Origin of the sequence: Mesotoga sp. UBA5825, from assembly GCF_002432955.1 — a bacterium.
Lineage (GTDB): Bacteria > Thermotogota > Thermotogae > Petrotogales > Kosmotogaceae > Mesotoga.
This window is the reverse complement of record NZ_DJHG01000069.1, coordinates 56,134-72,926: the sequence shown is the minus strand read 5'-3', so window position 1 is coordinate 72,926 and position 16,793 is coordinate 56,134. Positions and strand designations below refer to the sequence as shown.

The following is a 16,793-nucleotide window of genomic DNA, read 5'->3' as shown; positions in this document are numbered from 1 at the left end:
TCAGGGGGTGTAGTTGAAGATGTCGAGATCTAAGAAGAAAGGCCCATACGTACACCCGAGTCTCTTGAAAAAGATTAGAGAGCTGAATGAAAAGGGAGAAAAGAAACCCATAAAGACTTGGAGCAGGGCGTCCATGATTCTTCCTGAAATGATCGGACACACAATAGCTGTCTACAACGGGATGAAGCATATACCTGTTTACATTTCAGAGAATATGATTGGTCACAGACTGGGTGAGTTCTCTCCCACCAGGAGGTTCGGTGGGCATGCCGATAAGAAAAGCAAGAAGGGTGAAGTAAGATGAGGGAGGGTGCTGAGATGGCGCAGGCTACGCAGAGAGATAAGCGTTCCGTTTTCCATAGGAAGCGCAAAGAAGCAGCAGCAGCAACTCCTGTCACTCAGGCAAAGGCAGTTGCGAAGTTTGTCAGAATCTCCCCTAGAAAGGCGAGATCAGTTGTCAACGCAATAAGAAATAAGGAAGTGGGCGAGGCTTTTCAGATTCTAGAGTTCTCACCAAAAAAGGCCTCCCGTTTGGTTTACAAAGTTCTGCGCTCTGCAGTAGCAAATGCAGAGAACAATTTCGGACTGAATATTGATAGTCTCTATGTTGAAAAAGCTGTAGTTGATGACGGTCCGAGAATGAAGCGATTGTGGCCGCGAGGTAGAGGAAGAGCAGATATTCAGCAGAAAAGATTTAGCCACATAACCGTTGTTGTAGCAAACCGCGAAGAAACTAGCAATCCTCAGGAGTGAGGTGACATAAGTGGGTCAGAAGGTACATCCTTATGGATTCAGGCTTGGTGTAAGTAAAGATTGGAAAGCCCGATGGATTAACGAGAGGAACTACAAAGAATATCTACTCGAAGATCTTAAGATAAGGGACTTTCTTAAGAAGAATTACATGGCTGCCGGAGTTTCCGACATTTACATCGAAAGGCCGGAGCCAGGTAAGGTGGTTATTACCATCAAGTGCGCCAGACCTGGTGTGATGATTGGAAAGAAAGGCAGTGAAGTGAAGCTGCTAAGGCAGCGGCTGGAGAAGCTTATAACCAGGCAGTTCCAGCTGAATATCGAAGAAGTGAAAACACCCGAGACCGATGCGATTCTTGTTGCTGAGGATATTGCGTCAAGAATTGAGAAGAGAGCTTCTTATAAGAGAGCCATGAAGAGAGCGATATTCACTGCAATGAGAAAGGGAGCTAAAGGTATCAAGATAATGGTTTCCGGAAGACTGAACGGAGCTGATATTGCCAGGACAGAGTGGTACCTGGAAGGAAGACTTCCTCTCCAGACCCTCAGAGCTGATCTGGACTACGGTTACACCACAGCCTTTACTAAGATGGGAATAATCGGAGTGAAGGTATGGATCTACAAAGGCGACGTACAGGTGTAATTGCAAGAGGGGAGGTAGTTCATAATGTTAATGCCCAAAAGGGTAAAATACAGGAAGCAACAAAGAGGTAAGATGAACGGCAAGGCAAAAGGCGGGACTATCGTTCACTTTGGTGAATGGGGAATAAAGGCTCTCGAACCACACTGGATAACTGCTCAGCAGATCGAGTCCTGCCGAATTGCGATTACGAGAACACTTAAGAGGAATGGTAATCTCTGGATTCGAATCTTTCCTGACAAACCTATTACATCAAAAGGTATTGGCGTGAGAATGGGGAAGGGAAAGGGAGATGTCGAAGGCTGGGTAGCTGTCGTCAAGCCAGGGAAGATCATGTTCGAAATAGGAGGAGTGCCTGACCAGCTTGCGAAAGAGGCTCTCGAAAAAGCTGCTTCGAAGTTACCTATCAGAACAAAGATAGTACCGAGGTATCAGATAGGAGGTGAGCTCTGATGAAAGCAGTCGAACTTCAAAAGTTCACAGATGAAGAACTCACTCAGATGCTCGAAGATTCAAAAAGAAAGCTGATGGACCTCAGGTTCCAGCTGGAAATGAACAGGTTGAAGAACCATTCCCAGATAACTGTAGTAAAGCGCGACATAGCCAGGATAAAGACTATCCTTCGCGGTCGTGAGCTGGGGATAAGGAGGTAGTCCGCCATGCCAAGAAAGACACTAGTAGGAACGGTAGTAAGTGACAAGATGGATAAAACGATTGTAGTAAGTGTAACAAGAACGCATATACATCCCTTCTATGGGAAGACGATGAAAACTACTAAGAAGTATCACGCAGATGATCCAGAAGGTCTTGCTGGAATGGGCGATACAGTTGAAATTGAAGAGTGCAGACCCCTTAGCAAGATGAAGAAGTTCAAACTCGTTAAGGTTCTCAAGAAGGATATCTACACGGGAGAAATTCCCGAAACTCCCGAGACCGTTGAAGGTTCCGGAGGTGACCAGAAATGATTCAGTCTGAATCTTACCTGAAGGTCGCCGACAATTCCGGTGCGAGAATGATTAAGGTCATTCAGGTTACCGGTGGTTACAGAAAGAGATCGGGAACCATTGGTGACATAGTAGTTGCTGCAGTAAGGGATGTTGCGCCGAACACAGATTTCAAGAAAGGCGATATAGTGAGGGCCGTGCTTGTGAGAACTGCTAAAGAGATTCGAAGACCTGACGGCACTTACATACGCTTCGATGATAATGCTGCGGTGATTATTGATAAGCAGAACCAGCCCAGAGGGACACGTGTCTTTGGACCTGTAGCTAGGGAGATCAGAGATAAGGGATTTTCGAAAATCGCTTCTCTAGCTCAGGAAGTCTGGTGAGGAGTGACGCAAATGAGTAGAGTGAAGAGAGAAGACATTGTAATGGTGATATCTGGTAAAGACAGGGGCAAGAAGGGCAAAGTTCTTAAGACAATTCCCTCGGAGAAGAAGATAATAGTTGAGGGTGTCAACTTCACGAAAAAGCATCAGAGACCAACCAATCAATACCGTGAAGGTGGAATAATTGAAAGGGAATCTCCAATATATGTTTCGAAAGTGATGGTTGTCTGCCCCAACTGTAATAAGCCTACGAGAGTCGCGCACAAAATCCTTGAGAATGGCGAAAAGGTTAGAGCCTGCAAGAAGTGCGGCGAGATAATCGATAAGGTCTAATGGGGAGGAATTGTTGATGGCATACGAATACGTCCCTTTGAAAGATAGATTTGAAAATGAAGTAGTCCCTACCATGACTAAGGAATTTGGTTATAAGAACAGGCTGGAAGTGCCAAGAGTCTCCAAAATAGTAGTAAACATGGGTATTGGAGAGGGATCTAGAAATGCGGATCTTCTCGATCTCCATGGTAAGGAATTGATGACGATAGCGGGACAGAAGCCAGTGGTGACGAAAGCCAAGAAGAGTATAGCCAACTTCAAACTTCGTGATGGAATGCCGGTGGGATTGAAGGTTACCCTCAGAGGTCCAAGGATGTACAACTTCCTTTACAAGCTGATAAATATTGTTCTTCCGAAGCTGAGGGACTTCAGAGGCGTTGATCCGGACTCGTTTGACGGCAGAGGCAATTATGCAATGGGACTTCCCGAACAGCTAGTCTTTCCCGAAATTGTGCCAGATCAGATAAAACGAGTTCAGGGAATGGACATAATAGTTGTTACCACGGCCAAGACTGACGAGGAGGCCAGAAGGTTGCTTGCACTTCTAGGACTTCCTTTCAAGAGAGTCATGGTCTAAGGAGGTAGGTGCATGGCGAAGAAATCATTAGTCGAAAAGTGGAAACGAGAACCCAAGTTCAAAGTAAGGAAATATAACAGATGCAATCTTTGTGGCAGACCTAGAGCAGTGTATAGAGAGTTCGGTCTTTGCAGAGTGTGCTTTAGACAGCTGGCTTCCGAGGGAAAACTCCCCGGTGTGAAGAAAGCAAGCTGGTGAGGAGGGAAATGTAATGTGGAGTGATCCCATAGCCGACATGCTCACTAGAATAAGAAATGCCAACGCTGCCTTCAAGGAGAGCGTGGATATACCGGCTTCTAACCTGAAGAAGAAGCTTCTGGATATTTTGAAGGCGGAAGGCTATATAGACGATTATAAATACATAGAGGATGGCAAACAGGGTGTCTTGAAAGTCTTCTTGAAGTACAAGGGAGACAGAAGGCATAAGATCAACGTCATCTCTGGAATCGTGAGAATTTCCAAACCTGGCAGAAGGATGTACGTGAACAAGGACAAACTTCCGAAGGTAAAGTCAGGTATGGGAATAGCAATTGTAAGTACTTCCAGCGGAGTGATGACAGACAAGCAGGCCCGTTCGCAAGGCGTCGGCGGCGAAGTCATCTGCTACGTGTGGTAGGGGGGGAGTTCTGATGTCTAGACTACTTAAGCATTCCATAAAAATCCCTGCTGGTGTATCATACAAAATCGAAGGAAACTTGATCACTGTGAAGGGACCGAAAGGCGAGCTGAAACAGGAACTCCTTCCTCTTGTGAAGATCGAAGCCGGCGAAAAAGAGCTCTGGGTGAAGTCAAATGAGGATGTTGTGATAAGAAAGAGCGATTACAAGAGATTGGCCAAGTATGCCGGGACCTTTTGGTCGCTAATAAACAACATGGTCGTGGGTGTTACACAAGGGTTTGTTAAGGAACTCGAAATCGTTGGAGTAGGTTACAGAGCTCAGCTTCAGGGAAAGAAACTTGTAATGAATCTCGGTTACGCTCATCCGGTTGAGGTCGATCCTCCTGCTGGAATAGAGTTTGAAGTGCCAGCGCCGCAGGCTATAGTTGTCAAAGGAATTGACAAGTACTTGGTTGGCCAGGTTGCTGCGAACATCAAGCGATGGAGAATACCGATCGTTTATTCCGGAAAGGGAATACGTTACAAGGGAGAAGCAATCAGAACTAAAGTCGGTAAGAAGGTCTAATCAAGGAGGCGGCTGGAGTGTTCAAACATAAAGATAAAAAGGAACAAAGGCGAAAGAGACATCTTCGCGTCAGGTCTGCAGTTTCCGGAACATCGGAAAGACCGAGACTAGCAGTCTTCAGAAGCGAGAAGCACATATATGCTCAACTAATAGACGATTCCAAGGGAGTAACCCTTGTTGCGGCCTCGACGGTAGACAAGGAAATAAGAGGTTCTGTTGAGAAGACATGGAATGTCGATGCTGCNNGACGGTAGACAAGGAGATTAGAGGTTCTGTTGAGAAGACATGGAATGTCGATGCTGCGAAAAAGGTTGGGGAGCTCCTCGCGAAGAAGGCGAAAGACAAGGGAATCACCAGCGTGGTCTTCGACCGTGGAGGATTCAAGTTCCATGGAAGAGTCAAGTCACTTGCCGAGGGCGCTCGAGCAGGTGGACTACAGTTCTGAGGAGGTGAAGAAGATGGCTGAAGAGATGAAGAATGATCGCAATTCGAAATCTTCACGCGATGGAAGAAGAAGCCCCAGAGCTTCCAGAAACGCCCCTGTGGAAAAGCAGGTTGAAGACAACGAATTTGAAGAAAGAATCATTGAAATACGTAGAGTGACGAAGGTGGTCGCCGGCGGCAAGAACTTGTCTTTTAGAGTTGTTGCAGTTGTGGGCAATCGAGATGGAAAGGTCGGTCTTGGAATTGGTAGCGCCAGGGAGGTCCCCACTGCAATCAGGAAGGCAGTGCTGGAAGCCAAGAAGAATGTTACTGAAGTTGCGGTAAGAAACGAAACCGTACCACATGAGACAATTGGAAGACAGGATTCTGCAAAGATAATGCTTAAGCCTGCCGGTCCAGGAACGGGAATTATCGCTAACTCGCCTGTTAGGGCGGTCGTTGAGCTGGCAGGGGTCAAGAATATCCTAACGAAGTCCCTTGGATCATCGAACACGCTCAATATGGCTAGAGCTGCTCTGAATGGTTTGGTTAGCCTGAGATCTCCCCAGGATTTTGCGAAGCTAAGGGACGTACCTCTGAAGGCGGTTTTCCACGGAGTCAACGAGGAGGAAGGTCAGTAATGGCAAAGAGTTTGAGAATTCGATTAATAAAGAGTCCGATTGGTTATAACAGAAGACAGCTGAAGACGGTTAAGGCACTTGGTCTTGGAAAGCTGGACAGTGAAGTGGTTCAGCCTGATTCTCCGCAGATTAGAGGCATGGTGAATGCAGTGCGACATCTTCTTGCTGTTGAAGAACTTGATGACTGAAGGGGGTAGGAAGATGGCTTTTAAAGTTGAGGATCTAAGTCCGACGCCCGGTTCGAGAACAAGAGAGAAAAGAATAGGACGCGGTACCGGTTCGGGAATGGGAAAGACCGCCACCAGAGGCCACAAAGGCCAGGGAAGAGCGACAGGCAAGGTGGCTGCACGCTTCGAGGGCGGACAGACACCCCTATTCAGAAGAACACCAAAAAAAGGGTTCAAAAACCGAGGTTCTATAGTGTATGCAACTGTAAATATCTCGACTCTCGAAGAGAGATTTGAAAGTGGCAGCGAGATTTCGCCCGAGATGCTTGTCAAGAACAAGATACTGAAAGATCTCAAAGACGGAGTGAAAATATTGGCGAGAGGTGAATTGACTAAGTCTTTCGTCGTCAAGGCAAATGCATTTAGCGCTACTGCCAAGGAGAAGATTGAAGCTGCTGGTGGAAAGGCAGAGGTGATCTGACAATGTGGAATGCCCTGAAGAACGCGTTCAAGATTCCAGAGCTCAGAGACAGAATCCTCTTCACATTCCTTGCACTGGCTGTCTTCAGACTAGGGGTTTATATACCAATCCCCGGTATTAATATCCAGGCCTGGTCAACTTACTTTGGGGCTCTATCTGAAGGCGGGGCCGGAGGATTCATAGGCTTCTTTGATGTTTTCACAGGTGGGGCAGTCGAGCAGTTTTCAATATTTCTGATGAGTGTTACTCCATACATAAACGCGCAGATTATGCTTCAACTTCTCACTGCTGTAGTTCCAAGTCTGAAGGAAATGCTCAAGGAAGGTGAAGAGGGAAAGAAGAAATACGCTCGCTACACGAGGATGTTGACGGTCGGACTTGCGAGTCTTCAAGGATTCCTTATATCATTTGGCCTCTCTTCTAACACTGCAATAATGGCAATTCCGAATAGAATTCTGTTTGTTCTTCTGTCCACCTCCACTCTTATAGGTGGTACAATGTTCCTTTTGTGGCTCGGTGAGAGAATTACCGAGAAGGGAATCGGGAACGGAATATCGGTTCTTATCTTCGGAGGAATAGTTGCCAGATACCCTGCTTCTATAATGCAGGTAGTAGTCGCGTTGTCGCCAGTTCAGTGGGCGATTTTACTAGCGATAGCTCTCTTCACAGTTGTTTCCATTATTTACGTACAGATGGGGGAGAGAAGGATTGAAGTGCAGTATGCCAGAAGAGTTACGGGCAGAAGGGTCTATGGGGGAGTTTCTACCCACATTCCCATTAAGGTTAATCAAGGTGGAGTCATTCCGATAATATTCAGTTCTGCAATAATGATGCTACCTCAGTTTATTGCTACTGCTTTTCCTGAGGGAAGTGGCGGTAGGAATGTAATTCAGACACTTTTTGCGCAGACTTCTCCCGTATACATTCTCCTATATGGTGGAATGGTTTTCTTCTTCACGTTCTTCTACAGTTCATTGGTTTTCGATGTGAGGGAGGTTTCAGATAATATACGTAACTACGGAGGATACATCCCAGGAATCAGGCCCGGATTTTCTACTCAACAATACATTCAGAGAGTTCTGAACAGAGTTGTCTTCATGGGAGCCGTCTTTTTGGTTGTAATTGCGTTGCTTCCGTTAGTTATAGGCGGGGTTTTCAGCATTGGCGGCCTCGCTATTGGAGGAACTTCAATGCTGATTGCTGTGGGTGTTGCGATTGATATCCTTCAGCAGATGGAAACGCATCTCATGGTCAGACACTATGAGGGATTTGTGAAGAAAGGCAAGTTGCGTGGAAGGAGATAAGTATGAATGTGATTCTCATGGGTCCTCCTGGCGCAGGAAAGGGGACGCAGGCAAAGAGATTAGCCCAAAAATTCGATATTCCGCACATATCCACTGGCGATATGTTGAGGGAAGCCGTGGCTGCTGGCACTGACCTTGGGCTGAAGGTCAAAGAGATAATGGACAAAGGGCTTCTCGTCCCCGATAACCTGATGATCGACCTGGTTAGGGAGAGGTTGTCAAGAGAGGACGCAAAGTACGGATTCATACTTGATGGCTTTCCAAGAACTGTCGAACAGGCAATAGCTCTTGACGAAATGCTTACGGTGCTCGAGAAGAAGATCGATGTTTCACTCTTAGTAAATGCGACTGAAGAGGAAGTTGTGAACCGGATTTCAAGCAGGAGAGTTTGTCCCGAATGTGGTAAGGTTTACAATCTCCTGACGCTGAAGCCAAGAAATGAAGGTCGATGTGACATTGACGGCAGTAACCTGGTTCAGCGTGATGACGACAAACCTGAAACTGTGCGGGCAAGGTATAGAGTTTATTTGGAAAAGACTGAGCCGGTTGTCAACTACTATTCAGAAGAAAAGGGAAACCTAATAGAGGTTGATGGTTCAGGAGAAATCAATAGTGTCACAGCCCAAATCGTTGATCATCTGGAGAAGGCAAAACATGGTTAGGTTGAAATCTCCAGAAGAAATATGTAAAATCGAATTTGCTGCGAAGATCGTTGCGGAAGTGTTGGCAGTCGTAGAAGCTTACGCAGTTGAAGGAGCTTCTGCGAACGATATGGAAAGAGCAGCAGAAGATGTGATCAATAGAAGAGGTGGCATCCCCGCATTCAAGGGCTATAATGGATACCCTTATACTCTCTGTGTATCAGTGAATGAAGAAGTTATTCACGGGTTTCCCTTGAAAGCGAAAGTCTTCTCTGAGGGCGATATCGTCTCTGTCGATTGTGGAGTAGTCAAAGATGGCTTCATCGGAGACGCTGCAAGGTCTTTTGTTGTAGGAAGTTATTTATGCGAGAAAGACAGGTTACTCATGGAGCGGACGGAAGAGGCGCTCTGCAAGGGTATTGAAGTGGCCGTTGCCGGCAATAGGCTCGGTGACATAGGCTTCGCTATTCAGAGCTGCGTGGAAAGCGCAGGTTTTTCTGTGATAAGAGACTATGTTGGCCACGGAGTGGGCGTAAATCTTCATGAGGATCCTCAGGTGCCCAATTATGGAAGACAGGGAAGCGGAATGCTATTGAGAACAGGTATGACCCTTGCGATCGAACCCATGGTTGCGAGCGGACACTACAGTTTAGAGACCCTGGAAGACGGATGGACCGTAGTTACTGAGGACAGGTCGCGTGCAGCTCATTTTGAGCATGACATAGCGATTATGAAAGACGGTCCAAAAATCCTTTCCAGACTGTGAGGAGGATCACTGGTGTCGGACAAGAGCGATATTATAAAGATGGATGGAATAGTTGTGGAATCGATGCCCAACGCGACCTTCAAGGTCGAACTGGAAAACGGCCACTCTGTTCTTGCTCACATCTCTGGGAAAATGCGCAAGAACTTCATCAGGTTGATCCCCGGCGATAAGGTCGTAGTAGAGGTTTCAATATATGACCTGACCAAAGGAAGAATTGTTTATCGAAAAAGGATAGACAAAGGAGGAGAAACGAATTGAAAGTCCGCGCTTCGGTAAAGAAGAGATGTGAACACTGCAAGGTTATTAGACGTAATGGAAGAATAAGAGTTGTATGCGAGAAAAATCCAAAGCACAACCAGCGTCAGGGTTGAGGAGGGATATAGATGGCACGTATCCTTGGTGTTGAGCTTCCGAATAATAAGAAGACGTTCGTTGCCCTGACCTATATCTATGGTATAGGGTACACAAGAGCAAACGAGATTCTTACCGGAACTGAGATCAACGGTGACAAAAGAGCAAAGGACCTGACAGACGAGGAAGTAAGTAGAATTGCAAAATTCATCAACGAGCACTACAAAGTTGAGGGTGAGCTAAGGACCGAAGTTGACAGGTCAATCAAGCGACTAATCGAGATTGGAAGTTATAGAGGTTACAGGCACAGAAACGGACTTCCTGTTCGCGGTCAAAAGACACATTCCAACGGAAGAACAAGGAAGGGTTCTAGAGCCAGTAAGATTCGGAAGAAGAGCTAAGACGGGAGGTAAAAGCGAATGGCAAAGAGACCAGCAGCCAAGAAGAGAAAAAAGCTAACTACTGATAGAGGGGTAATACATATAAAGTCCTCTTTCAACAACACAATAATCACCCTGACGGATCCCGAGGGTAATACCCTTATGTGGACTTCAGGCGGAACTGCCGGATACTCCGGTTCGAAAAAATCCACACCATATGCTGCCCAACTTGGCGCAGACAGGATAGCCAAAGAAGCTATTAAGTTGGGAATCACAAGAGTAGGAATAGAAGTTAAAGGCCCAGGTTCGGGACGAGAAGCTGCAATCAGAACTATTCAAGCGGCAGGTCTCACTGTTGAGACGCTTAAGGATATCACGCCACTGCCTCATAACGGTTGCAGACCAAGAAGAAGAAGAAGAGTCTGATTTAGGAGGGAGTTGAATGGCCAGATATACAGGACCAGTGTGTAAGCTTTGTCGTCGCGAAGGGTTCAAGCTTTATCTAAAAGGTGAAAGGTGTTTTTCACCAAGATGTGCTCAAGTCAAGAGACCTGTAGCACCTGGACAGCACGGAGCCTCGACAAGAAAGCTTACTCAATACGGAATGCAATTAAGATCGAAACAGGTAGTCAAGAGGATTTATGGAGTCCTTGAGAGACAGTTCAGAAGATATTTCGAAGCGGCTCTGAGAAAGAGTGAAGAGACAGGAAGCGCTCTGGTTAAGATCCTTGAATCAAGACTTGATAACATGGTCTTCAGGATGGGATTTGCATCCAGCAGGAGACAGGCAAGACAGCTGGTTAACCATGGACATGTCCTAGTCAATGGTAGAAGGGTCAATAAACCCTCCTTTAACCTTAGAGTCGGTGATATCGTGGAGATCAGAGAGAAGAGCAGAGCGGTCGTACCGATCAAAGAAGCGGTAGAAGCATCGAAAGAAAGAACAGCCTATCCGTGGGTTGAGGTAGATTACGAGACATTCAGAGGGACCTACCTGAGATACCCTGTAACCGAAGAAGTAGAGATTCCAGTTGATCTGCAGTCGATTATCGAGCTCTACTCCAAGTAAATCCGATTCTTACCTTCTTGGAAGGAGGTGTGTGCCCGAATTCTGGGCGAAATAATGTTGACATCAATAATGCCCAAGAACTTGCGAATTGAAGAAGAACGAGAGGATCAGAACAGCTATTTCACAAGGTTCATCCTTTCTCCAATGGAAAGAGGATACGCCACTACTATTGGGAACTCGCTAAGGAGGGTTCTACTCTCATCGATACCTAGTATGGCGATCACAAAGCTTAAGATACCTGGGAAGTATCACGAATACGATGTTATCGACGGAGTTAAAGAGGACATCCTTGAAATCATCCTCAATTTCAAGAAAGTCCAGCTGAAACCTGCTCTAGAGTTCTCTGACGCAGTGAAACTAACTCTTGAAAAGGTAGGACCTGGGGTTATCACTGCAGGGGATATAAAGACTCCCACCGGTGTTGAAGTGGTAAACCCATCGCAATATGTGGCTACTCTCAACACGGATTCGGTTGTCTATATCGAGCTTTTCGCAGAGATAGGGAGAGGATTTGTCCCTGTTTCAGAGATGGAGATCGAGCACGACGTAGAAATGATATACATTGATGGAATCTTTAGTCCGGTATTGAAAGTCAACTTCCAGACAGAGAACGTTCGTGTAGGAAAGAGGACCGACTATGATAAACTCGTTCTCGACGTCTGGACGAAGAAATCAATAACTCCTTCTGATGCTTTGATGAGAGCAACTGATATCCTTATGAGGCATTTTGAGGTTGTTTCAAGCGGACTTGGTCAACCGACCCAAGGACTAACCGGATCAACCATCGAGCCAGAGGAAGAAGAGACAATCACCGAAGAGAGTGAGATGAGTGCAGAAGTTTCTCAGGCGGATGAACAAGACTCAAACTCCGTCGCTGCGAAGAAGATCGAAGAACTTGATCTTTCAGTGAGATCTCTTAACTGCCTTAAACGAGATAAGATAAACAGAATTGGCGATCTTCTTGACAAGAGTGAGGCCGATCTTCTGAAGATCAGAAATTTCGGTGAGAAGTCAATGCTTGAAGTCGTGAAGAAACTGAGAGACAAGTTCAACATCGTGCTCAAGAAAGAATGATTGTGAGGAGGCCTATAAGAGATGCGTCATAGAGTTAGTGGAAGCAAATTGAATATGCCCCATAGCCAGAGAGTTGCTCTGATGCGAAACCTGGCTAGGGAGCTGTTTGAACACGGGACAATAGTAACGACGGTAACTAGGGCTAAAGAGGTAAGGCCGTTCGTAGAAAGCATAATTACGAAAGCAAAGAAGGCTACAATACTGTCGGCGGAAATCGCCGCTAAGGATTCCGAGAGTAGCGAATCGCAGGAGCTCAAGTCAAGAAATCTTGCTTTGCGCCGCGAAATCAACAGAAATTTCAATGACAGGAAGCTAGTTAAGAAGATATGTGATGAGATAGCTGTCAAGTATCTCGAAAGGAACGGCGGATACACAAGGATTGTGAAACTTGGCATGCGAAGAGGAGACGCTAGTGAGATGGCCGTCCTCCAACTCATTGACAACGAAGAAAGACAGGAAAAGAAGCCCGAGAAGAAGACTGAAAAGAAACAGGACAAAAAATGATGGCTACCGAAAGGTAGCCATTCTTCGGAGGTACGAAAGTGAAGATATTCCTTGATACAGCTAACATTGACGAGATTCGAGAGGGTATGAAGCTTGGACTGGTTGATGGAGTCACGACTAATCCAACGCTTGTCTCCAGAGAAAGCGTGAAGTTCGAACAACGTGTTGTGGAAATCTGCGAAACCGTTAGGGGTCCTGTGTCAGCCGAGGTTACGGCAACGGATTTTGAGAATATGGTATCACAAGCGCGAGAATTGGCTTCTCTTAGCGAGTATGTTGTTGTTAAAATCCCAATGACAAAAGATGGGATGCGGGCTGTGAAAACCCTTAGTGGTGAAGGGATAAGGACAAATGTAACACTTATATTCAATTCGCTTCAGGCTACTCTAGCTGCGAAGGCAGGTGCTACATACGTAAGCCCATTTGTTGGAAGGCTAGACGATATTGCTAGTAAAGGGATGGGAATAGTTGAGGAGATTGTTGACATTTTTGCGAACTATGGCTATTGTACTGAGATCATCGTTGCAAGCGTGAGGCATCCTATGCATGTACTAGAGGCCGCTTTGATGGGTGCGGATATTGTGACAATACCCTTTGATGTGCTTCTCAGACTATTCAATCATCCGCTTACAGATATTGGGATAGAGAGGTTCACCAAAGACTGGAAGCGCTATGAGAAACAACAAGGTCAATAAGCTTTGAATTTTGCTTCGTAAGTGGTATATTATTCCTGAAAGAATCGGTACCTCGCCGGAGACAGGTCTCCCATGCTTTCTTACAAATACGATTAGCTTCATAATCTTATTAATTTCAAGAACACGGAAGGAGGGTAGGTACATTCTTCCAGTGGTGGATAGAATGTACCGTTGAATTTGAGCCCAAGAAAAAAGAAGACAGAAGAAACTCCAAACGAACAAGTAGAAAAGGTTCTAATCGAGAAAGCCGCCAACAAGAGAACTACCAAGAGAAAGGCCGAATCAAAAAAGACCGAATCAAAAAAGACGGAATCGAAGAAGACTGAAACGAAAAGAGATGTGGAGAATCAGAAGGCAAATATAACTCCTTCTAATGAATCTGGAAAGGAAAAAGAAGAAGTTATGACCATTTCCAAGAAGAACTACGAAGAACCTAATGCAGATGGCCCGGTAGCTCAGGAAACCTTTAGAGAAGGCGTTATGGATGATGCCAAGGAGATTCCCAAGAAGGATAAGGACAAAGACAAGGACAATATCAGGGAAGTCGAAATTGACATCTCCCAGCTTCAGGCTATGCCTATCAGGGAGGTGTATAAACTTGCCAGAAAGTATGACGTACAGGGCTATACGCAGATGGCAAAGAAGGATTTGATCTTCGCTGTTCTAAAGGCTCAAACCGAATCCTACGGCTACTTCTTTGATCAAGGAGTTCTGGAGATTACAGATGGGGGATATGGTTTTCTAAGAACGCTCGATAACAATCTTCTCCCAAGCTCAAATGATATTTACGTTAGCCAGTCACAGATCAGAAGATTTAATCTCACTAGCGGCGATACAGTCGCGGGGCAGGTGAGACCACCGAAAGAAGGAGAGAAGTATTTCGCGCTCCTGAGAATTGAAGCCATTAACCACAAAGCAATCAACTTCGCTGCTGAACGAATAACCTTTCAGAATCTCACTCCTATCCATCCCGAAGACATGCTTATTACGGAAACAGAATCGCACATTATGAGTACGAGAATGGTCGACCTCTTTTCTCCGATAGGAAAGGGACAGAGAGGGCTAATTGTCTCGCCTCCTAAGGCGGGTAAGACGATACTTCTGAAGGAACTGGCAAATGGCATTGCTGAAAATCATCCCGATACGGTTAGGATTATCTTACTTATTGATGAGAGACCTGAAGAAGTCACCGATCTCAGAAGAAGCACAAATGCACACGTGATTGCGGCTCCGTTTGACATGCATCCAGAGAAGCAGATACGAGTCGCTGAGATGACAATCGAGATGGCCAAGAGATTAGTGGAATTCAATTACGACGTTGTTATCCTCCTTGACAGTATAACCAGGCTTGCAAGGGCTTACAATTTGTATGTTCCGCCTAGCGGAAAACTTCTTTCTGGTGGCGTGGATCCTTCTGCCTTGTACAAACCCAAGTACTTCTTCGGAGCAGCCCGTAACATTGAAGAGGGTGGAAGCCTTACGATAATCGCTACTGCTCTTGTCGAAACCGGGAGCAAGATGGATGAGGTCATATTTGAGGAATTCAAAGGTACTGGAAACATGGAATTGATCCTGTCGAGACAGCTTGCCAATAAGAGAATGTTTCCTTCGATCAACCTAACCCTCTCAGGAACAAGGAGAGAAGAGCTTCTTCTTCCTTCCGATATTCTTAGGAAGGTTTGGGTTCTTAGGAGAATGCTTTCATCAATGTCAGAGGAAGAGGGCCTGAGACTAATCATGGAAAAACTACGTGGAACCGCCACGAATGAGGAGTTCTTGGACTTGATAGAGATGGAGAAAAAGTCGTACTAGACTGGAGATGCAAATGGCTAAGTACGTTATAGGTATTGATCTTGGCGGTACAGAAACAAAGATTGCAATAGTTGAAGAAGACGGCCGGATTATTGAGAAAAAGATGATTCCCACTAGAGTCTTCGATGGTAGGATAACCGTTGTTACAAGAATTGGGGAAGCGATAAAGGAGCTTCTTCTCGAATCAGCTGTTAGTTCCTCCGAAATACTTGGTATTGGGGTCGGTTCGCCCGGCTCGATAGATCATGACACAGGTACTGTGCTATTCTCGCCGAATCTCCCCGATTGGTCAGGATTCGGACTTGCATCGATGCTGGAAAAGATAACCGGAGTCCAGACGTTCGTGGAGAATGATGCAAACTCATTTATTCTTGGAGAATGGGCCTTTGGGGAGTTCAAAGGAAGTCAGCACATGATAGGACTCACCCTTGGCACGGGGGTCGGAGGAGGCGTGATTACCCATGGAATACTGATGACGGGTAGCAGCGGTTATGGTGGAGAGCTCGGACATACAATTGTGGAACCCGAGGGTCCTCTATGTGGATGTGGTTCTCATGGATGTTTGGAGTCTCTTGCATCTGCCACCGCCATTGTCAAAATGGCCAGAGAGTATTCAAAGCGGTTTCCCAAATCCTCAATGTTTTCCGCACCCGAAATAACTGCCAAGGTCGTTTTCGATTCAGCGCGAGGGGGAGACCTAGCAGCCACAATGATAGTGGAGAGAGTGACAAAGGCTATGGCAATCGCAATTGGCAATTTCATCCATGTCTTCAATCCTGAGCATATCATCATCGGAGGCGGGATAAGTAAAGCGGGAGATCTGCTTATTGACGGTATTCTGAGAAAGATGCCTGCTTTTGTCATGCCTTCATTCATTGGAACTTATAGTATTACACTCAGCAGGCTGGTAGAAAACGCAGGTATAACCGGCGCGGCATCGATAGTTTTCTACAGGCTAAGTTGATCCTTAAGCTTCTGCGTCATTATGTGAGCCTGTCTGGTTGGTTCGGGAATTCTGTACTTGTCGGTAGTCTTCAAAACCATTTCAACAGAGAGTTCCGGAGTTATCCGATTGCCTGGAGAGACATATACCGGTTTCACTCCTTGTCTAGTACATAACGCGTACCCTAGCAGCCTACCATCTGGGGCGGTTATTGGGCTTTTCTTTCCCTTGTCCACAGGGGTGCTATGTAGCCGCCCGAATAGAAGTTTCTTGGCTACTCCTATGGTTGGTGTTTCTAGAAAGAGACCAATATGGGAGGCTATACCAATCCCCCTTGGGTGGGCGATTCCGTGGCCGTCGAAGAAAAGCAAATCGACTTCAGAAGATTTCGATAGAGCGTTGAGAATTGTGGGGCCTTCTCTGAAGGAAAGAAGTCCGGGAATGTAAGGTGTATCAACCTTTCCGATTGCATGGAAGCAATCGACAACTTGTAAAGTGCTGAATTCCAGTACTACTACAACTGCAAGGGCAGTAGCTCTTGATGGAAAAGAGACATCTACTCCGGCTATCAAGCGTGGGTTCGCGATACGAGTGTGCAAGACGAGCTGATTGGCGAGCTTGTTTTGCAAAGCTATCGCTTGATTTGGTTCCATGCTCCACGAATGAATATATCTTATGTTCATCGCTCTCGCTCTCCAGTGGATAACAATCTGCCATTGCTGCTTATC

General features: G+C 46.0%; 29 protein-coding genes and 1 pseudogene. 29 read left to right on the top strand and 1 reads right to left on the bottom strand.

Annotation, left to right across the window (positions count from 1 at the left end):
* Nucleotides 1–19 precede the first annotated feature (19 nt).
* The 29 genes and pseudogenes from rpsS (at nucleotide 20) to B3N33_RS06515 (ending at nucleotide 16,086) form a co-directional block, all read left to right on the top strand.
* On the top strand, nucleotides 20–304 hold the full coding sequence (rpsS, locus tag B3N33_RS06655; RefSeq protein WP_039882973.1) for a 30S ribosomal protein S19: 285 nt from the start codon (nucleotides 20–22) through the stop codon (nucleotides 302–304).
* A gap of 14 nt (nucleotides 305–318) precedes the next feature.
* Nucleotides 319–753: a 50S ribosomal protein L22 gene (rplV, locus tag B3N33_RS06650; protein ID WP_292589200.1), complete on the top strand. Its 435-nt coding sequence runs from the start codon at nucleotides 319–321 to the stop codon at nucleotides 751–753.
* Between the two features lie 10 nt (nucleotides 754–763).
* Nucleotides 764–1,393: a 30S ribosomal protein S3 gene (rpsC, locus tag B3N33_RS06645; protein ID WP_099828912.1), complete on the top strand. Its 630-nt coding sequence runs from the start codon at nucleotides 764–766 to the stop codon at nucleotides 1,391–1,393.
* Between the two features lie 24 nt (nucleotides 1,394–1,417).
* On the top strand, nucleotides 1,418–1,843 hold the full coding sequence (gene rplP / locus B3N33_RS06640; protein ID WP_006492352.1) for a 50S ribosomal protein L16: 426 nt from the start codon (nucleotides 1,418–1,420) through the stop codon (nucleotides 1,841–1,843).
* Entirely contained in the window at nucleotides 1,843–2,043 is a 201-nt protein-coding gene (gene rpmC, locus B3N33_RS06635; RefSeq protein WP_099772028.1) for a 50S ribosomal protein L29, read from the top strand. The genes rplP and rpmC overlap by 1 nt, the downstream gene beginning before the upstream one ends.
* A gap of 6 nt (nucleotides 2,044–2,049) precedes the next feature.
* Nucleotides 2,050–2,355 (top strand): 30S ribosomal protein S17, encoded by a 306-nt coding sequence (gene rpsQ, locus B3N33_RS06630; RefSeq protein ID WP_099772029.1) that lies wholly within the window; start codon nucleotides 2,050–2,052, stop codon nucleotides 2,353–2,355.
* Nucleotides 2,352–2,720, top strand: a complete 369-nt coding sequence (rplN, locus tag B3N33_RS06625; protein WP_099828914.1) for a 50S ribosomal protein L14 — start codon at nucleotides 2,352–2,354, stop codon at nucleotides 2,718–2,720. The genes rpsQ and rplN overlap by 4 nt, the downstream gene beginning before the upstream one ends.
* Before the next feature lie 12 nt (nucleotides 2,721–2,732).
* Entirely contained in the window at nucleotides 2,733–3,053 is a 321-nt protein-coding gene (gene rplX / locus B3N33_RS06620) for a 50S ribosomal protein L24 (RefSeq protein WP_099828915.1), read from the top strand.
* A 16-nt stretch (nucleotides 3,054–3,069) separates the two neighbouring features.
* Nucleotides 3,070–3,630, top strand: a complete 561-nt coding sequence (rplE, locus tag B3N33_RS06615; protein WP_099828916.1) for a 50S ribosomal protein L5 — start codon at nucleotides 3,070–3,072, stop codon at nucleotides 3,628–3,630.
* Nucleotides 3,631–3,642: 12 nt separating this feature from the next.
* Nucleotides 3,643–3,828 (top strand): type Z 30S ribosomal protein S14, encoded by a 186-nt coding sequence (locus tag B3N33_RS06610; RefSeq protein ID WP_214078149.1) that lies wholly within the window; start codon nucleotides 3,643–3,645, stop codon nucleotides 3,826–3,828.
* A 13-nt stretch (nucleotides 3,829–3,841) separates the two neighbouring features.
* Nucleotides 3,842–4,246 carry a 30S ribosomal protein S8 gene (gene rpsH, locus B3N33_RS06605; RefSeq protein WP_214060613.1) on the top strand — a complete coding sequence of 135 codons (405 nt, stop codon included), beginning with the start codon at nucleotides 3,842–3,844 and terminating at the stop codon, nucleotides 4,244–4,246.
* A 13-nt stretch (nucleotides 4,247–4,259) separates the two neighbouring features.
* The gene (gene rplF / locus B3N33_RS06600) at nucleotides 4,260–4,814 is read left to right on the top strand and encodes a 50S ribosomal protein L6 (RefSeq protein ID WP_214060612.1); all 555 of its coding nucleotides are present in this window, start codon (nucleotides 4,260–4,262) and stop codon (nucleotides 4,812–4,814) included.
* 17 nt (nucleotides 4,815–4,831) lie between these two features.
* A pseudogene (gene rplR, locus B3N33_RS06595) lies at nucleotides 4,832–5,259 on the top strand (50S ribosomal protein L18).
* Between the two features lie 13 nt (nucleotides 5,260–5,272).
* Nucleotides 5,273–5,878 carry a 30S ribosomal protein S5 gene (gene rpsE, locus B3N33_RS06590; RefSeq protein ID WP_099828920.1) on the top strand — a complete coding sequence of 202 codons (606 nt, stop codon included), beginning with the start codon at nucleotides 5,273–5,275 and terminating at the stop codon, nucleotides 5,876–5,878.
* Nucleotides 5,878–6,066 carry a 50S ribosomal protein L30 gene (rpmD, locus tag B3N33_RS06585; protein WP_099828921.1) on the top strand — a complete coding sequence of 63 codons (189 nt, stop codon included), beginning with the start codon at nucleotides 5,878–5,880 and terminating at the stop codon, nucleotides 6,064–6,066. The genes rpsE and rpmD overlap by 1 nt, the downstream gene beginning before the upstream one ends.
* Before the next feature lie 13 nt (nucleotides 6,067–6,079).
* A complete protein-coding gene (gene rplO / locus B3N33_RS06580; RefSeq protein WP_214060610.1) occupies nucleotides 6,080–6,526 on the top strand; it encodes a 50S ribosomal protein L15 in 447 nt (148 codons plus the stop codon).
* Nucleotides 6,527–6,528: 2 nt separating this feature from the next.
* Nucleotides 6,529–7,830 (top strand): preprotein translocase subunit SecY, encoded by a 1,302-nt coding sequence (gene secY, locus B3N33_RS06575; protein ID WP_292592613.1) that lies wholly within the window; start codon nucleotides 6,529–6,531, stop codon nucleotides 7,828–7,830.
* 2 nt (nucleotides 7,831–7,832) lie between these two features.
* A complete protein-coding gene (locus tag B3N33_RS06570; protein WP_214060608.1) occupies nucleotides 7,833–8,492 on the top strand; it encodes an adenylate kinase in 660 nt (219 codons plus the stop codon).
* Nucleotides 8,485–9,237 (top strand): type I methionyl aminopeptidase, encoded by a 753-nt coding sequence (gene map, locus B3N33_RS06565; RefSeq protein WP_214060607.1) that lies wholly within the window; start codon nucleotides 8,485–8,487, stop codon nucleotides 9,235–9,237. Before B3N33_RS06570 ends, map begins: the two co-directional genes overlap by 8 nt.
* 12 nt (nucleotides 9,238–9,249) lie before the next feature.
* Nucleotides 9,250–9,495, top strand: a complete 246-nt coding sequence (gene infA, locus B3N33_RS06560) for a translation initiation factor IF-1 (protein WP_099828926.1) — start codon at nucleotides 9,250–9,252, stop codon at nucleotides 9,493–9,495.
* Complete coding sequence (gene rpmJ / locus B3N33_RS06555; RefSeq protein WP_099828927.1) at nucleotides 9,492–9,608, top strand: 50S ribosomal protein L36; 117 nt, start codon at nucleotides 9,492–9,494, stop codon at nucleotides 9,606–9,608. Before infA ends, rpmJ begins: the two co-directional genes overlap by 4 nt.
* A gap of 12 nt (nucleotides 9,609–9,620) precedes the next feature.
* Complete coding sequence (gene rpsM / locus B3N33_RS06550) at nucleotides 9,621–9,989, top strand: 30S ribosomal protein S13 (RefSeq protein ID WP_099828928.1); 369 nt, start codon at nucleotides 9,621–9,623, stop codon at nucleotides 9,987–9,989.
* 18 nt (nucleotides 9,990–10,007) lie between these two features.
* Complete coding sequence (gene rpsK / locus B3N33_RS06545; protein WP_099828929.1) at nucleotides 10,008–10,394, top strand: 30S ribosomal protein S11; 387 nt, start codon at nucleotides 10,008–10,010, stop codon at nucleotides 10,392–10,394.
* 16 nt (nucleotides 10,395–10,410) lie between these two features.
* The gene (rpsD, locus tag B3N33_RS06540; RefSeq protein ID WP_099828930.1) at nucleotides 10,411–11,037 is read left to right on the top strand and encodes a 30S ribosomal protein S4; all 627 of its coding nucleotides are present in this window, start codon (nucleotides 10,411–10,413) and stop codon (nucleotides 11,035–11,037) included.
* Nucleotides 11,038–11,091: 54 nt separating this feature from the next.
* Nucleotides 11,092–12,111 (top strand): DNA-directed RNA polymerase subunit alpha, encoded by a 1,020-nt coding sequence (locus tag B3N33_RS06535; RefSeq protein WP_292589221.1) that lies wholly within the window; start codon nucleotides 11,092–11,094, stop codon nucleotides 12,109–12,111.
* Nucleotides 12,112–12,132: 21 nt separating this feature from the next.
* Nucleotides 12,133–12,615 (top strand): 50S ribosomal protein L17, encoded by a 483-nt coding sequence (gene rplQ, locus B3N33_RS06530; RefSeq protein WP_099828932.1) that lies wholly within the window; start codon nucleotides 12,133–12,135, stop codon nucleotides 12,613–12,615.
* Between the two features lie 38 nt (nucleotides 12,616–12,653).
* The gene (fsa, locus tag B3N33_RS06525) at nucleotides 12,654–13,310 is read left to right on the top strand and encodes a fructose-6-phosphate aldolase (RefSeq protein ID WP_214060604.1); all 657 of its coding nucleotides are present in this window, start codon (nucleotides 12,654–12,656) and stop codon (nucleotides 13,308–13,310) included.
* Between the two features lie 480 nt (nucleotides 13,311–13,790).
* Nucleotides 13,791–15,122, top strand: coding sequence for a transcription termination factor Rho (gene rho / locus B3N33_RS06520; RefSeq protein ID WP_349680368.1), 1,332 nt, complete (start codon nucleotides 13,791–13,793; stop codon nucleotides 15,120–15,122).
* A gap of 13 nt (nucleotides 15,123–15,135) precedes the next feature.
* Nucleotides 15,136–16,086, top strand: a complete 951-nt coding sequence (locus tag B3N33_RS06515; RefSeq protein ID WP_214060603.1) for an ROK family protein — start codon at nucleotides 15,136–15,138, stop codon at nucleotides 16,084–16,086.
* Here the strand turns inward: B3N33_RS06515 and B3N33_RS06510 are convergent.
* Nucleotides 16,071–16,748 (bottom strand): endonuclease V, encoded by a 678-nt coding sequence (locus B3N33_RS06510; protein ID WP_292592609.1) that lies wholly within the window; start codon nucleotides 16,746–16,748, stop codon nucleotides 16,071–16,073. The genes B3N33_RS06515 and B3N33_RS06510 overlap by 16 nt on opposite strands.
* Nucleotides 16,749–16,793: the final 45 nt, after the last annotated feature.

Bases quoted from the DNA above. Each gene is read 5' to 3' on its own strand.
- secY (WP_292592613.1), top strand. From the start codon at position 6,529: ATGTGGAATGCCCTGAAGAACGCGTTCAAGATTCCAGAGCTCAGAGAC.
- rplO (WP_214060610.1), top strand. From the start codon at position 6,080: ATGGCTTTTAAAGTTGAGGATCTAAGTCCGACGCCCGGTTCGAGAACA.
- rplQ (WP_099828932.1), top strand. From the start codon at position 12,133: ATGCGTCATAGAGTTAGTGGAAGCAAATTGAATATGCCCCATAGCCAG.
- rho (WP_349680368.1), top strand. From the start codon at position 13,791: ATGGATGATGCCAAGGAGATTCCCAAGAAGGATAAGGACAAAGACAAG.
- rpsS (WP_039882973.1), top strand. From the start codon at position 20: ATGTCGAGATCTAAGAAGAAAGGCCCATACGTACACCCGAGTCTCTTG.
- rpmD (WP_099828921.1), top strand. From the start codon at position 5,878: ATGGCAAAGAGTTTGAGAATTCGATTAATAAAGAGTCCGATTGGTTAT.
- rplF (WP_214060612.1), top strand. From the start codon at position 4,260: ATGTCTAGACTACTTAAGCATTCCATAAAAATCCCTGCTGGTGTATCA.
- map (WP_214060607.1), top strand. From the start codon at position 8,485: ATGGTTAGGTTGAAATCTCCAGAAGAAATATGTAAAATCGAATTTGCT.
- rpsM (WP_099828928.1), top strand. From the start codon at position 9,621: ATGGCACGTATCCTTGGTGTTGAGCTTCCGAATAATAAGAAGACGTTC.
- rplE (WP_099828916.1), top strand. From the start codon at position 3,070: ATGGCATACGAATACGTCCCTTTGAAAGATAGATTTGAAAATGAAGTA.
- rplX (WP_099828915.1), top strand. From the start codon at position 2,733: ATGAGTAGAGTGAAGAGAGAAGACATTGTAATGGTGATATCTGGTAAA.
- rpsK (WP_099828929.1), top strand. From the start codon at position 10,008: ATGGCAAAGAGACCAGCAGCCAAGAAGAGAAAAAAGCTAACTACTGAT.
- rpsD (WP_099828930.1), top strand. From the start codon at position 10,411: ATGGCCAGATATACAGGACCAGTGTGTAAGCTTTGTCGTCGCGAAGGG.
- rpmC (WP_099772028.1), top strand. From the start codon at position 1,843: ATGAAAGCAGTCGAACTTCAAAAGTTCACAGATGAAGAACTCACTCAG.
- rpsH (WP_214060613.1), top strand. From the start codon at position 3,842: ATGTGGAGTGATCCCATAGCCGACATGCTCACTAGAATAAGAAATGCC.
- B3N33_RS06515 (WP_214060603.1), top strand. From the start codon at position 15,136: ATGGCTAAGTACGTTATAGGTATTGATCTTGGCGGTACAGAAACAAAG.
- B3N33_RS06535 (WP_292589221.1), top strand. From the start codon at position 11,092: ATGTTGACATCAATAATGCCCAAGAACTTGCGAATTGAAGAAGAACGA.
- B3N33_RS06570 (WP_214060608.1), top strand. From the start codon at position 7,833: ATGAATGTGATTCTCATGGGTCCTCCTGGCGCAGGAAAGGGGACGCAG.
- B3N33_RS06610 (WP_214078149.1), top strand. From the start codon at position 3,643: ATGGCGAAGAAATCATTAGTCGAAAAGTGGAAACGAGAACCCAAGTTC.
- rpsQ (WP_099772029.1), top strand. From the start codon at position 2,050: ATGCCAAGAAAGACACTAGTAGGAACGGTAGTAAGTGACAAGATGGAT.
- rpsE (WP_099828920.1), top strand. From the start codon at position 5,273: ATGGCTGAAGAGATGAAGAATGATCGCAATTCGAAATCTTCACGCGAT.
- B3N33_RS06510 (WP_292592609.1), bottom strand. From the start codon at position 16,748: ATGAACATAAGATATATTCATTCGTGGAGCATGGAACCAAATCAAGCG.
- rplV (WP_292589200.1), top strand. From the start codon at position 319: ATGGCGCAGGCTACGCAGAGAGATAAGCGTTCCGTTTTCCATAGGAAG.
- rplP (WP_006492352.1), top strand. From the start codon at position 1,418: ATGTTAATGCCCAAAAGGGTAAAATACAGGAAGCAACAAAGAGGTAAG.
- rplN (WP_099828914.1), top strand. From the start codon at position 2,352: ATGATTCAGTCTGAATCTTACCTGAAGGTCGCCGACAATTCCGGTGCG.